11 protein-coding genes are annotated in these 12848 nt (G+C 74.5%); 3 read left to right on the top strand and 8 right to left on the bottom strand.

Annotation, left to right across the window (positions count from 1 at the left end; translation table 11 throughout):
- Positions 1-7 precede the first annotated feature (7 nt).
- Positions 8-451, top strand: a complete 444-nt coding sequence (locus AB0J86_RS37435; RefSeq protein ID WP_363863187.1) for an arsenate reductase ArsC — start codon at positions 8-10, stop codon at positions 449-451.
- A gap of 14 nt (positions 452-465) precedes the next feature.
- Here AB0J86_RS37435 and AB0J86_RS37430 read toward each other — a convergent pair whose 3' ends face one another.
- From AB0J86_RS37430 to AB0J86_RS37410, 5 genes are all read right to left on the bottom strand, one after another.
- A complete protein-coding gene (locus AB0J86_RS37430; RefSeq protein WP_363863184.1) occupies positions 466-2493 on the bottom strand; it encodes a translation factor GTPase family protein in 2028 nt (675 codons plus the stop codon).
- Between the two features lie 240 nt (positions 2494-2733).
- Positions 2734-3372 (bottom strand): peptide chain release factor H, encoded by a 639-nt coding sequence (gene prfH, locus AB0J86_RS37425; RefSeq protein ID WP_363863181.1) that lies wholly within the window; start codon positions 3370-3372, stop codon positions 2734-2736.
- The gene (locus AB0J86_RS37420; RefSeq protein WP_363863178.1) at positions 3369-4604 is read right to left on the bottom strand and encodes an RNA ligase RtcB family protein; all 1236 of its coding nucleotides are present in this window, start codon (positions 4602-4604) and stop codon (positions 3369-3371) included. The genes prfH and AB0J86_RS37420 overlap by 4 nt, the downstream gene beginning before the upstream one ends.
- Positions 4605-4799: 195 nt before the next feature.
- Positions 4800-5471 (bottom strand): hypothetical protein, encoded by a 672-nt coding sequence (locus tag AB0J86_RS37415; RefSeq protein WP_363863175.1) that lies wholly within the window; start codon positions 5469-5471, stop codon positions 4800-4802.
- Positions 5472-5653: 182 nt separating this feature from the next.
- Positions 5654-6292 carry a DNA-3-methyladenine glycosylase gene (locus AB0J86_RS37410; protein ID WP_363863172.1) on the bottom strand — a complete coding sequence of 213 codons (639 nt, stop codon included), beginning with the start codon at positions 6290-6292 and terminating at the stop codon, positions 5654-5656.
- A 130-nt stretch (positions 6293-6422) separates the two neighbouring features.
- On the opposite strand from AB0J86_RS37410, the gene AB0J86_RS37405 reads away from it, so the two are divergent.
- Positions 6423-7649: an LCP family protein gene (locus AB0J86_RS37405; protein WP_363863249.1), complete on the top strand. Its 1227-nt coding sequence runs from the start codon at positions 6423-6425 to the stop codon at positions 7647-7649.
- A gap of 122 nt (positions 7650-7771) precedes the next feature.
- On the opposite strand, the gene AB0J86_RS37400 is transcribed toward AB0J86_RS37405, so the two are convergent.
- The 3 genes from AB0J86_RS37400 to AB0J86_RS37390 all read right to left on the bottom strand — a co-directional run bounded on the left by AB0J86_RS37400 (position 7772) and on the right by AB0J86_RS37390 (position 10201).
- The gene (locus tag AB0J86_RS37400; protein WP_363863169.1) at positions 7772-8443 is read right to left on the bottom strand and encodes a response regulator transcription factor; all 672 of its coding nucleotides are present in this window, start codon (positions 8441-8443) and stop codon (positions 7772-7774) included.
- Positions 8440-9549, bottom strand: coding sequence for a histidine kinase (locus AB0J86_RS37395; RefSeq protein WP_363863166.1), 1110 nt, complete (start codon positions 9547-9549; stop codon positions 8440-8442). Before AB0J86_RS37395 ends, AB0J86_RS37400 begins: the two co-directional genes overlap by 4 nt.
- 178 nt (positions 9550-9727) lie before the next feature.
- On the bottom strand, positions 9728-10201 hold the full coding sequence (locus AB0J86_RS37390) for a hypothetical protein (protein ID WP_363863163.1): 474 nt from the start codon (positions 10199-10201) through the stop codon (positions 9728-9730).
- Between the two features lie 150 nt (positions 10202-10351).
- On the opposite strand from AB0J86_RS37390, the gene AB0J86_RS37385 reads away from it, so the two are divergent.
- Positions 10352-12808, top strand: coding sequence for a M28 family peptidase (locus tag AB0J86_RS37385; RefSeq protein ID WP_363863160.1), 2457 nt, complete (start codon positions 10352-10354; stop codon positions 12806-12808).
- The last annotated feature ends 40 nt before the right edge of the window (positions 12809-12848 follow it).

The raw sequence follows: 12848 nt of genomic DNA, 5'->3' as shown, positions 1-12848 counted from the left end.
CGCGACGATGCACCACCCTGATTCGAGTTCGGAGACCGCGACGACCGCCAAGCCCACCGTCCTGTTCGTGTGCGTCCACAACGCCGGCCGTTCGCAGATGGCCGCCGGCTGGCTGCGGCACCTCGCCGGCGACGCCGTCGACGTACGCTCCGCCGGCTCGGAGCCCGCCGACCAGATCAACCCCGTCGCCGTGCAGGCGATGCGCGAGGTGGGCATCGACATCACCGCGCACACCCCACGCAAACTGGAGTACGACCTCGCCAAGGAATCAGACGCGATCATCACCATGGGATGCGGCGACGCCTGCCCCGTCTTTCCCGGCAAACGGTACGAGGACTGGAAGCTCGCCGACCCCGCGGGCCAGGACATCGAGGTCGTCCGTGAGATCCGCGACGAGATCCGGGTCCGGGTGGAGGCGCTGCTGCGGGAGCTGCTGCCCACGGTGCCGTGAGGCTCCGGTCGTGGTCAGCCCCGGCCGCCCTGCCGGGTCAGCGAGGCGAGGTACCGCTCGCGCTGCCGCGGATCCGCCGTCGTCCGCGCCCGGGTCCTCGGGCCGCCGCCGCGCACCGGCCGGTAACCGTCGAACGTGGACTCGATGACGCCCTCGCCCCCGGTCAGGCCGGGTAGCCGGCGCTGCAGGTCCGGCACGCGCGCCGCCGGTAGGACGGCCTCGATCGTGGTCAGGTCGCCGCGCACCGACTGCTGCCGTACCGCCGCGCCGAGGCGGCCCAGCGCCGTCAGCACGGGGTTGATCGCCCGTACCGGCGTTTCGAGGCTCACCCGGAGCATCGGCTCGCAGACCACGGTGCCCGCGCGGTCGAGCGCCCGCATGAGCACCATCGGAGTCAGGTTGCGGAAATCGGCCGGCGTGCTGAGCGGCCCGCGCCGCGACGGCGGCCCGTCGGCCAGGCTGTAGCCGCAGTCGACCATCGTGACGACGCAGTCGGTGACCTGCCAGCCGAACCGGCCCTCGCGCAGGGTTGCGCGCACGTACTGGCCCATGTGCTCGGCGAACGTGTCGGCGTTGCGGTAGACGTACATCGGCATGGCCGACGGCTCGACCCCCATCCGGAAGTCGACGCCCGAGTTCGGCGGACCCGGCTCGACCCGAAGGCCGATGGTGGCCTGGAACGGGTTGGACTCGGTGTTGAGTATCTCGACGGCCTCGCCGGCGCGGACCGGGCGCTCGACGCAGATGACGGTCGTCTCGCGGAACGTGACGTCGATGCCGAACTCGGCCGCCAGGGTGGCCTGGACGACCTCCTTCTGGACCTCGCCGTAGAGCGAGACGGAGACCTCCCGACCGGTGTCGTCCACCCGGACGTTGATCAGCGGGTCCTGCTCGGCCAGCCACGCCAGCGCGCCGCGCAACGCGCCGTCGTCGCCCGGCCGCACCGGCGCGACGACGGTCTCCATCGTCGGCGGCGCGAAGTGGTGCGGCACCCCGGTCGTGGGCGCCCGGCCGATCGTGTCGCCGATCCGCACCCCGGTCAGCCCCCAGAGCCGGCCGATCTCGCCCGCGACGAGTTCCGGGCGCCGGGGCCACTCCCCCCGCTCCGAGACGCTGATGGCCGTGGCCTTCACCTCGGCGTCGCGGCCGCCGACACCCGCGACGGCCAGCCGCTGCCGGACGTGCACCGTACCGGCGAACATCCGGACGTACGCGATCTTCTCGCCCGCCGGCCCTCGCTCGATCTTGAATACCCGACCCGAGACGGCGCCGTCCGCGTCACCGGCCTCGGCGGGCAACAGCTCGGTCAGGCCGGCCATCAGCGCGGGCACGCCCTCCCCCGTCACCGCCGACCCGAAGAAGACGGGGTGGAGCAGGCACAGCCGGGTCTGCGCGGCGAGCTCCGCGCGCAGCCGCCGGCCCGTCACGGCGCGCTCGTTCTCGACGTACGCGGCCAGCAGCGCGTCGTCCCGGTCGGCGAGGGCCTCGGTCAGCACGGCCCGGAACCCCGGGTCGCCGAGCCCGTACCCGATGCAGCGCGCGGCCCGGGTGCCGGGCCCGTCGACCGTGCCCATCGGGACGACCGCGCCCGCGAGCCGCGCCGTGATCGCCGCGAGCACCCGGCCGGGGTCGGCGCCGCCACGGTCGACCTTGTTGACGAAGAGCAGCGTCGGTACGCGCAGCCGCTGGAGCGCGCGCATCAGGACCCGCGTCTGCGGCTGGACGCCCTCGACGGCCGAGATCACCAGGACGGCGCCGTCGAGCAGGCTCAGCACCCGCTCGACCTCGGCGATGAAGTCCGGATGGCCCGGTGTGTCGATGAGGTTGACCGTCACGCCGGCGATCTCGAACGACACGACGGCCGACTTGATGGTGATGCCGCGCTGGCGTTCCAGCGCCAGCGTGTCGGTCCGGGTCGTACCGGCGTCGACGTCACCGACGGCGTCGATGACCCCGGCGGCGTAGAGCAGCCGCTCGGTCAGCGTCGTCTTACCGGCGTCGACATGCGCCAGGATTCCCAGGTTCAGCGTTCTCCGCGGCAACCGCCACACCCCTCGAAGAGATCGAAATTCCCTGCTCGATGGAGGTGAACAGTGCTCGCATCTCGTCTCCTCGATTCTTCGACGGCTGAACCTTGCGACCCGAGTCAACCATGACCCGGGGTGCCACACGACCGAGTTTGCCCAGGCCGGCCCGGAGGTCCGGGCCGACCGGCAGCTTCCGGCCCGCGCGTGGCTCCAGGCTGGACCGGTGATTCAGGCGGGTCCGCCCGGCGGTGGTCCTCACGCCGGCCCGGTCTCCGGCCGCTCGACCCGGATCGGGTCGCCGCGGACCAGTTCGTCGTGGATGTGCCAGCGCCCGGCGGTGACGGCGCGCTCCACGGCCCGGTCGCCCCGCTCCACGCGCCGCCTGAGCAGCTCCAGCGCGAGGCGCCGGTTCTGGCTGAACTGCCGCTCGGTGTCGACCACGACGACGGTCCCCGACGGACGGTGCGTCGCCCGCACCGCCGTGCTGGCCTTGTTCCGGTGCTGCCCGCCGGGGCCGCCGGTCCGGCAGGCCACGATGTCGACGTCCGCCTCCCTGAAGGAGGTGTGCGGGGTGTCGACCTCGCAGGGCCGGGCGACGACGTACCAGTTCTTGCGGCCGGTACCGGCGCGGTAGGGGCTGGGCGCCTGCCAGCAGAGGGTCCCGGTCCAGGAGGCGAGGAACTCCCGGGCACCGGCTCCCGAGATCCGCAACAGGACCGACCGGTACGTGCCGGGCCGGGGGCCGGGAACCGTCTCGACCCGCTGGCACACCACGCCGCGCCGGTCAGCGTCGGCCTCCAGCCGGCGCAGCAGCCGCGCGACGGCCCAGGCGCACTCCTGCGGGCCGCGACCGGCGGAGACGAGCAGGTGCTGCCGCTCGCCGGCCGCGCTCACGAGCGCCCCCGGCCACGGCCGCCGTCCTGGCGGTCCCGCCGGCCCGCCGCGCCCGCGCCCGCGCCCGGACGATCCCGCCGACCCGCGCCCGCGTCGCCCCGGGGACGCTCGGCCGTCTTGTACGTGACCAGCGGAACCGTGCTGACCGCGGGGGTGGCCAGGCCGTGCTCGGCGAGGTCGGCGATCACCTGTTCGATCCGCTTGTACGCCGTCGGCGCCTCCTCGAAGAGCAGCTGTCGGTCGCCGCAGACCACGATCGACCCCACCGGCGTGCGGCGCAGCTCCTCGACGGTGTGCTTGGCCCTGCCCCGGCGCAGGGCGTCGGCGCGGGACATCTTGCGGCCCGCGCCGTGGGCCACGGAGAAGTTGGCCGCCGGCCCGGCGTGCGCGGCCACCAGGTAGGAGAGGGTGCCCCGGGTACCGGCGACGAGCACGTCGCCCCCGTCGCCCGGCGCGGCGCCCTTGCGGTGCAGGTACGCCCCGTCGCGGATCTCGACCAGGTTGTGGCACCGGTCGACGACCGGCCCGGTGGGGCGGGCCCCCAGGGCGTGCAGGACCCGGGCCGCGATGAGCCGCCGGTTGAGCGATCCCCAGCGCACGGCGGCGTCGTGCCGGGCCAGGTAGGCGGCGGGGTCGGGCGCGGGCCCGGCGCCGTACCGGTCGGTGTGGTCCCGCAGGACCCGCTCGCCGAGGCCCCGGGAGCCACTGTGGACGATGAGAACGAGGTCACGGGCGGCGAGCCCGAGCCGGGCCGCGTGGTCCGGGTCGAGCACCTCGTGGATGCGGGCCAGCTCCACGAAGTGGTTGCCCCGGCCCACCGTCGCCAGCCCGTCGAGGTGACCGGCGGGGATCTCGTCGTCCACCACGGCCCAGGCCGGGTCGTCGGCGTCCCGTACCGGGTCGAGCGGGCGGTCGAGGTCGGGGAACCGGCGGGCGAGCTGCTCCGGTACGGCGCGCTTCAGCTCGACGGGGAAGACGGCGATGCCGCAGCCGATGTCGGAGCCGACCAGGTACGGGTAGAGCAGGTTCGACGTCATGGCGGCGCCGATCGGGGCGCCCTTGCCGGGGTGCAGGTCGGGCATGCCGGCGACGTGGATCATGCCGTCGAGGGCGGCCACCTGGTGGCACTGCGCGACGGCGTCGGACTCGATCCAGCTGCGGGCGGAGGCGAAGACGGTGACGGAGGCGGCTCCCGTGGTCGGCACGGACCACGGCGGGGACTGCTGGGACAACGACGCTCTCTCCTGCGCGGAAGGGGGTACGGGCGGACGGCGAACGGCTCACCGGGGCGCGGACGCGCGCCGGCGGGAGCCTCGGCTCGGCTGGGTACTGCCCGTCAGAACGTCATGCGGCACAGCATGCCGGGGCCCGGCGGGCCCGGCAAACGGTTTTCCGCCCGGCCGCTGAAACGCCCCCGCCGCGGCGGTTCAGCCGCCGGTGCCCTCCGGCGCGCCGTCGGAGGTGTAGGCGCCACTGCCCGGCTCGGTCTGCAGGTAGACGTGCTGGTGCCCGAGCTTCGCGTCGACGTTGATCTGGTCGAGCTGGGTCGCGGCCACCGACCACGCCGTGGCCGCCTCGGTCCGGGCCCGCTTCGCCAGCGCCAACAGGGCCGGCCGCTGGTCGGCGGGCGCCTGCTGCGCGGCGGCGAGCAGGTCGATCGCGGTGGCGAAGCCGGCGACCGCGTTGCGCAGCCCGCCCCGGGCGACGTTGGTGGCGGTCGTACCGGAGGAGCTCTCCCGGTGCTTCTCGACCAGCGTCCGCATGGTCGCCTGCCACGCCCGCACCTGGTCGGGGCTTGCCGGCCGGCTCCCGTCGAGCGCCCCGTCGACCTCGCCGAGCAGCGTGGTCAGGGTCCCCTGCGACTGCCGGGCCACCTCGGTGAGGTTCTTGATCTGCGCTACGTCGCGGGTCGCCTCTTCCGCGCGCATGTCGGCGACGGTCCGGGTGGTGGCGTCGGGCCGGCCGGCCAGGTATCCGACCACGCCGCCGAGGAGCAGACCGACCAGCACGAGCGCGACCGTGGCGAGGAGCGGCACGGCGAGCGGCCGGGTGCGTTCGGCCGCCAGGACGTACGACGGTCTGCCGGTCCTGCCTGCCATCGCCGCTCCTGCCGCTCGGGGTGACTCCCACCCGCGGAGTCATCGAGGTCGATAAGTGACCCTAGCGTCGCGGCGCACGGGGGTAAAGGCAGTGTGCGGTCCACGGCCGCGGCGCTGCGACGGTTCGCCGCCGCGACTCCGCCGCGGTCCGCCCCGATCCGTCGGCGGCCCGCCGACCGGGGTCAGTCCGGTCGCGCGACGCGGGTCGGGCGGGCCCGCGGAACGTGGCGGCGGTACGTGCTGACGGTCGGGTTCCCGTCGATCCAGAAGCGCCACGGCACGTCGTGGGCGGCGGTCACGCCGACCCGGGGGCCGCTGGAGACCGACGCGTCGGGTACCGGCTCGACCGGCGGGCGCAGGCGTACCGGTCCGTCGCCGAGCAGGTACTGCCCGTACGCCGCCCGGTCCAGCCCGAGCGTGGCGCACAACCGGGCCGGGCCACGGGCGAGGTCGACGTCGCGGCGTACCGCCGGTCGCCGGGCGCGCGCCACGTCGAGGCCGCCGACCACCTCGCCGGCGCGCAGCAGCACCGCCGACGCCTCACCGTCGGGACCCGTCACCACGTTGACGCACCAGTGCATCCCGTAGGTGAAGTAGAGGTACGCGTACCCGGCCGGGCCGAACATGACGGCGTTGCGCGCGGTCCGGCCACGGTACGCGTGCGAGGCGGGGTCGCCGGCGGTGCCCGCGTACGCCTCGACCTCGGTGAGGCGGACCGTGACGCCGTTCGCGGCGAGGGTACAGCCGAGCAGGCCCCGCGCCGCCGGTACCACCGGACCGGCGAGCAGGCCGGCCAACTCGCCGGGCAGCGTCTCCGTCACCACCCCAGGAGATCACAGTCCGTGTCGGGTTGACAATTTCGGTCACAATCTCCGGTGCCGCTGCAACGTTTCGGGCCGGTGGCTCCGTCATGACAGGCGAGCGGATCCGACGAGGACTCGGAAGGTGACGATGCAGACTCGGGGCAGGTCCGGGGCGGACCAGGACGGCGCACCCTCGGACGGGCGGCGCGGCGACGGGAAGGAGCCGGTTCGTCCCCGGCGGCGCCGCGGCCCGCTCTGGGCGAAGCTCACCGTCGCCTTCGGTGCCCTCCTGCTGCTGCTGAGCGGCGGCACGCTGGTGGCCGCGAAGGTCGCCATCAGCGAGGCGACCTCGAACATCACCCAGGCCGACCTGCTCGGCGGCGACGACGGCGGCGCCGCGCCGACCGAGCCCGCCGGGAAGAACATCGAGGGCCCGCTGAACCTGCTCCTGGTCGGCATCGACGTGCGGCCGAACTGGGACGCCGGCGCCCGCGCCGACACGATCATCATCGTGCACATCCCGGCCTCGCACGACCAGGCGTACCTGATCTCCATCCCCCGCGACTGGCGGGTGCGGATCCCGGCGTACCCGAAGGGCAACTACCCCGGCGGGACCACCAAGATCAATGCCGCGTTCGAGTTCGGGTACCGGATCCAGGGCACGGAGTTGGAGAAGCGGGCCAGCGGGTTCAAGCTGCTCGCCGACACGTTGAAGAAGGAGACCGGGCTCACCTTCAACGGCGCCGCGCTGATCGACTTCCAGGGCTTCTCGGCGGTGATCAAGGAGCTGGGCGGCGTGGACATGTACGTCGATCAGAACGCCAAGTCGATCCACCTCGCGTACGACAAGAACGGCAAGATCGTGCCGGTCTCGTTCGACGAGGACTCCCACCGGGTCTTCAACATCCCCAAGGGCGGCCATGTGATCGAGTACAAGGTCGGTCAGCAGCACATGTCGGCGGAGCTGGCGCTCGACTACGCCCGGATCCGGTACGGCCTGCCGAAGACCGACTACGACCGGCAGCGCCACCAGCAGCAGCTGATCAAGGCCATCGCCAAGAAGGCGACCAGCGCCGGGGTCGTCACCGACCTGGGCAAGCTGAACCGGGTGATCGCCGCGGCCGGCAAGGCGTTCATCCTGGACACGAAGAAGGTCCCGATCGCGGACTTCCTCTTCACCCTCAAGGGCGTCGCGACCAACGACATGGTGGTGCTCAAGACCAACCAGGGCAACTTCAACGAGGTCAAGATCGACGGCGTGTCGTACCAGAAGCTGAACGACAAGTCGTTGGAGATGATCGAGGCGGCGAAGGACGGCACGCTCGCCGACTGGGTACGGGCGCACCCCGAGATGAAGCAGGAGACGAACGGCTGAACCGACCCGCGCCACCAACCCGCGCCACCAACCCGCGTCGATCTAGGGCAAATCGTCGTCAGTGGATCTCTATTCACGACGATTTGCCCTAGATCGACGGCGGGCCGACGCGCGGTCCCCGGTCAGTCGCCCGGCGCCGCGAGCGCGTGCCGGTACGCGTACTGCACCGCCTGGGCCCGGTCCCGGATCCCCGCCTTCGCGAAGATCCGGTTGATGTGCGACTTGACCGTCGCCTCGCTCAGGAAGAGCTTCGCCGCGATCTCCCGGTTGGACAGGCCGCCCGCGATGAGCCGCAGCACCTCCACCTCGCGGACGGTCAGCCCGTCGGGGGCCGGGCGCGGCGGGCGGTCGGCCGCCGCCTGCGTCTCCCCCGCCCCGGGCCGGGCCACCGCCAACAGCCGGGCGCTCACCGCCGCGTCCAGCACCGACGTGCCGGCCGCGGCCGCCCGCACCGCCTGGGCCAGCTGCACCCGGTTCGCGTCCTTGGTGAGGTAACCGTGGGCACCAGCCCGCAGCGCCGCCAGGATGTCCGCGTCCTCGGCGTACGTGGTCAGCACCACCACCCGGGTCTCCGGGTGCTCCGCGCGGATCCGCCCGGTCGCGGTGATGCCGTCGCAGCGGGGCATCCGCAGGTCCATCAGCACCACGTCCGGGCCGTGCTCGGCGACCAGCCGCAGCGCCTCCTCGCCGTCGGCGGCGGTACCGACCACGTCGATGTCGTCGAGCAGGTCCAGCAGCAGCGCCAGCCCCTCGCGTACCGCCGCCTGGTCGTCGGCGACCACCACCCGGATCACCGCGGGACCCTCAGCTGGAGCTGCCAGCCCTCGCCGGACGGTCCGGCCGAGAAGCTCCCGCCGGCCAGCTCCGCGCGTTCCCGCAGCCCGACCAGCCCGTACCCGCCGCCCGTGCCGGCGAGCGGACCGGGCTCGCGGGCCGGCGAGGGCCCGTTGCGCACCGAGAGCGTCACCTCGCGCGGGGTCGCGCCGACCCGGATCTCGACCGGGGCGCCGGGCGCGTGCCTGCGCACGTTGGTGATCGCCTCCTGCGCGGCCCGGTAGAGCGCGAGCGACACCTCGGCCGGCAGCTCGGGCGGCTCCGGTTCCACCACCACGCGCGCCTCCCCCTCGTATCCGCCGGCCAGCTCGTCGATCATTTCCCGCCACGGCACCGGGTCGCCGCGGAGCGCGCCGATCGCCCGCCGGGTCTCGGCGAGCCCGTCGCGGGCGAGTTCTCCGGCGCGGACCACCGACGTCCGGGCGGGACCGTAACGCCCGGCCTCCAGCAGCGCGTCGGCGGTCTCCAACTGCACGGTCAGCGCGCCGAGCGAGTGGGCGAGCACGTCGTGCACCTCCCGGGCCAGTCGGCTCCGCTCCGCCAGCTCCTCGGCGCGGGCCCGCTCCTCGCGGCCGAGCCGGGTCTTCTCCCGCAGCTCGTCGGCCTGCCGCAGCGCCACCCCCAACAGCAGCGCGACGGCGAGCGCCGCCACGCCGGCCCCGAGGGCCGGAGGTGGAACGCCGGCCGGCAGGCCGAGCGCCACCAGCAGGACCGCGAATCCGGTGGCGAGACCGGCCGAGACCGCCGGGCGCAGCCGCCGCCCGGCGGCCAGGGCCGCGATCGGGGCGAGGGTCCAGGTCGCCGGCGCGGTCCCGGTCAGGACCAGCCCGATTCCGGCCAGCCCGGTGGTGGCGGTGCCGGCCAGGACCCGCCGGGGCCGGCCCGGGAAGATCGTCCAGGCGAGCCACCCGGAGACGATCGCCACCAGGGCCACCGCCGCGCCCAGACCCCGCGAGCCGGACCAGGGCGCGTCCTGCGCGACCGCGGCGACCAGCACGGCGAGGCCGATCCCGCTGCGGACGTACCGTCGCCAGGACACCTGGATCACGATCTCGCCGGTCGTCACGGCTCTAGTCTCTCCTCCGCGCCGGCCCGACCGGTCCGTGGGAACGCGTCGAGGTGCGCGGGACGGCTCCGGGACACCCGACGGGCCCGCGACACCGGACGGGCCGGGCCGCGACGGTCAGCGGAGGACGGCGCGCGACACGAACCCGGTCACCGTCGGCGGAGCGGGCGGGCACCGGTCACCGGGTACGGGCCGGGGCGAACGGGGCGCCCAGGGCGCCGGCGCGCGACGCGACGACCAGCCCCTCGCCGAGGAAGGTGGCGCCCAGCCCGAGCAGGAGGCTCGGCGTGCTGGCCAGGCCGGTGCCGAGCGTGCTCGCCCAGGCCACGAAGCCCAGCCGGACGAACGCGCTGGCCAGCCAGAGCCCGAGCGTGCTCCAGCGGTACCGCATCCAGAGGTGGCCGTCGCGGACGTAGACGTGGATGGTCGCCCCGCGCAGGAGGCCCACCCCGAGCGCGACCGCGAGTTCGGCGGCGAGCAGTCCCAGTCCGGCGCCGGTCGGGCGGGCGAGGGTCAGCAGGTAACCGCCCCAGGCCAGGAAGATCAACGGTACGAGCACGAGCCGGCGCTGCCGCAGCGGCTGGCCCAGCATGCGACGTGCGATCGTCCAGCCGATCAGGGCGACGACCAGCAGGATCTGTATCCCAGTCATGGCGTCGAGGCTAGGAACGGACGGCCCCGGGTACCGCCACCCACGGGTGGAATTCCGGGTGGAACCGCCGGTGCTTCCTGCGGAAAACCGCACCGGAGATTGAAATCGCCCGCATTACCCCGCATCCGCCCGATCCCTACCGTCCCTCTGGTGATCGGAAAACCTCTCGACGCGCGGCGCCGCGTCCTGGCCGGTGCCTGCGCCGGTCTGCTCCTGGCCCTCGTGCTGGCTCTCACGACCATGGCCCAGGGCAGTGTCCAGCAGCCCGTACCCGCCGACGTCGGGGCGGCGCGGTTCAGCGCCGAACGGGCCATGGCACACCTGCGGCACATCGCGGCCGAGCCCCGCCCACTCGGCAGCCCGGCCAGCGACCGGGCCCGGGACTACGTGGTCGACCAGCTGCGCGCGGCCGGGCTCGCCGTCGAGGTGCGGCACTCCGTCGGGGCCCGGTCCTCGGCCGGGCTCGCCACCTTCGGCCGGGTCGACAACGTGGTGGCCACCCTGCCCGGCCGCGACGCCACCGGCACGGTGCTGCTCGCCGCCCACTACGACTCGGCCGCCGCCGGGCCGGGCGCCTCCGACGACGGCGCGGCGGTCGCGGCGATGCTGGAGACCGTACGGGCGCTGCGCGCGCGGGAACCGTTGCGCAACGACCTGGTACTGCTCGTCACCGACGGCGAGGAGGACGGCGTGCTCGGCGCGGACGCCTTCGCCCGGGACCACCCCCTCGCCCGCCGGGGCGGCGTGGCGCTGAACTTCGAGGCGCGCGGGGTGGGCGGACCGTCGTTGATGTTCGAGACGTCCCGGCACAACGCCCGGCTGATCGACGTCTTCACCGCCGCGGTGCCGCACCCTCGCGGCGACTCCTCGATGGTCGAGATCTACCGGATGTTGCCGAACAACACCGACTTCACGGTCTTCACGAAGGCCGGTTTCGCGGGGCTGAACTCCGCCTACATCGAGGGCGGGTCGCATTACCACACCGCCGGCGACTCGATCGCCAATCTCGACGAGGGCAGCCTGCAGCACCACGGCGAGAACATGCTCGGCCTGGCCCGGGCGTTCGGCGAGGCCGACCTGCCGGCGCTCGCCGCAGACCGGGACGCCACCTACTTCCCGGTTCTCGGCGTGCTGGTCGACTACCCGGACACGCTGGTCTGGCCGCTGGCGGCGGTGGCCGCGTCGCTGGTGGTCGCGCTGGCGGCGCTCGCCCGCCGGCAACGGCGGATCACGGTACCGCGGGCGCTGCTCGCCGCCGGGTCGGCGGTACTGCCGCTGCTGGCGTCCGCGCTGCTGGCCCAGGCGCTCTGGGCGCTGCTGGTCGCGCTCCGACCCGGGTACGACGCCATGGGCGGGCTGCTGCACCGGCCGCGGGCGTACCAGGCGGCGGTGGTCGTGCTGGTGGCGTTCGCCCTGCTCGCCTGGTACCTGCCGCTGCGCCGCCGGCTCGGCCCGGCCGCTCTCGCGATCGGCGCGCTGGCCTGGCCGGCCGCGCTCGGCCTGCTCTGCGCCGCATCCGCGCCCGGGGCGTCCTTCCAGTTCGCGCTGCCGGCGCTCTTCGCGGCCCTGGGTGGACTCGTCGCGCTGGCCACGGTGGGACGGCGGGCGGCCGGGACCGGCCGGCCGGTCGCGGCGGCCGGCACGGTCGGGGCAGTGGGTGCGGCCGGCACGGTCGGGGCAGTCGGGGCGGTCAGCACGGTCGGGGCAGTCGGCACGGTCGGGGCGGTCGGGGCGGTCAGCACGGTCGGGGCGGTCGGGGCCATGACGCTCGGCGCGGTGCCGGCCACGGTGCTGCTTCCCGCCCTGGCCGGCAACGCCTTCAACGCGATGGGCCTGGCCCTGGCCGGCGCACCCGCCCTGGTGCTCGCGCTGTTCGGGCTCACGCTGCTTCCGCTCGCCGAGCTCTTCCTCCCGGAACCGGACCGGGCGCTGGCCCGCCGTACCGCGCTGGCGGTGCCGCTGGTCGCGGCCGGGCTCGCGGTGGCCCTGGCCGGTACGGGGCTGGCCGTCGACCGGGTCGACGCCCGGCACCCCGGGCGCGCGCACCTGGCGTACGTGCTGGACGCCGACACGGGCGCGGCCAGCTGGGTCAGCGCAGACCCCGAGCTGACCGACTGGACCAGCGGGTACGTGCGCGGCGGTGACCTCGCCGCGCTGCCGCCGGGCTACCCGCGCCGGCTGCGCTGGACCGGGCCGGCGCAGCCGCTGCCGCTGGCCGGACCGGAGGTGGTCCCGCTGCGCCGGGCCGGCGAGGCCGTCACCTTCCGGGTCGCCTCGCGCCGGGGCGCGTCGGGGCTGACGCTGCGGGTGGACCACCCGATCATCGAGGCGACCGCGGTGGCGCCCGGGTCGGCCCCGGTCACGGTGCCGGTCAGCGGCGTGCGGGCCAACACCTGGCCCGGCGAGATCCGGTTCCGGGACCTGCCCGAACGCGGGATCGAGATCACGTTGCGCGCGCCGGGCACCGACCGGGTACGCGTCACCGCGATCGACGAGACGCACGGCCTCTCCGCCGTGCCGGGTTTCCGTCCGAGGCCGCCGGAGCTGGTCGTCTCGACCCGCGAGGACGGCGACCTCCTCTCGGTCGCCCGGACGTTCGAGCTGTAGCCGACGACCGGAGGCGGCGCGCGGGCCCGGGCCCGCGCGC

The organism is Micromonospora sp. NPDC049559 (genome assembly GCF_040676675.1).
GTDB lineage: Bacteria > Actinomycetota > Actinomycetes > Mycobacteriales > Micromonosporaceae > JBFAPK01.
This window is presented reverse-complemented; position numbering and strand designations above follow the sequence as displayed.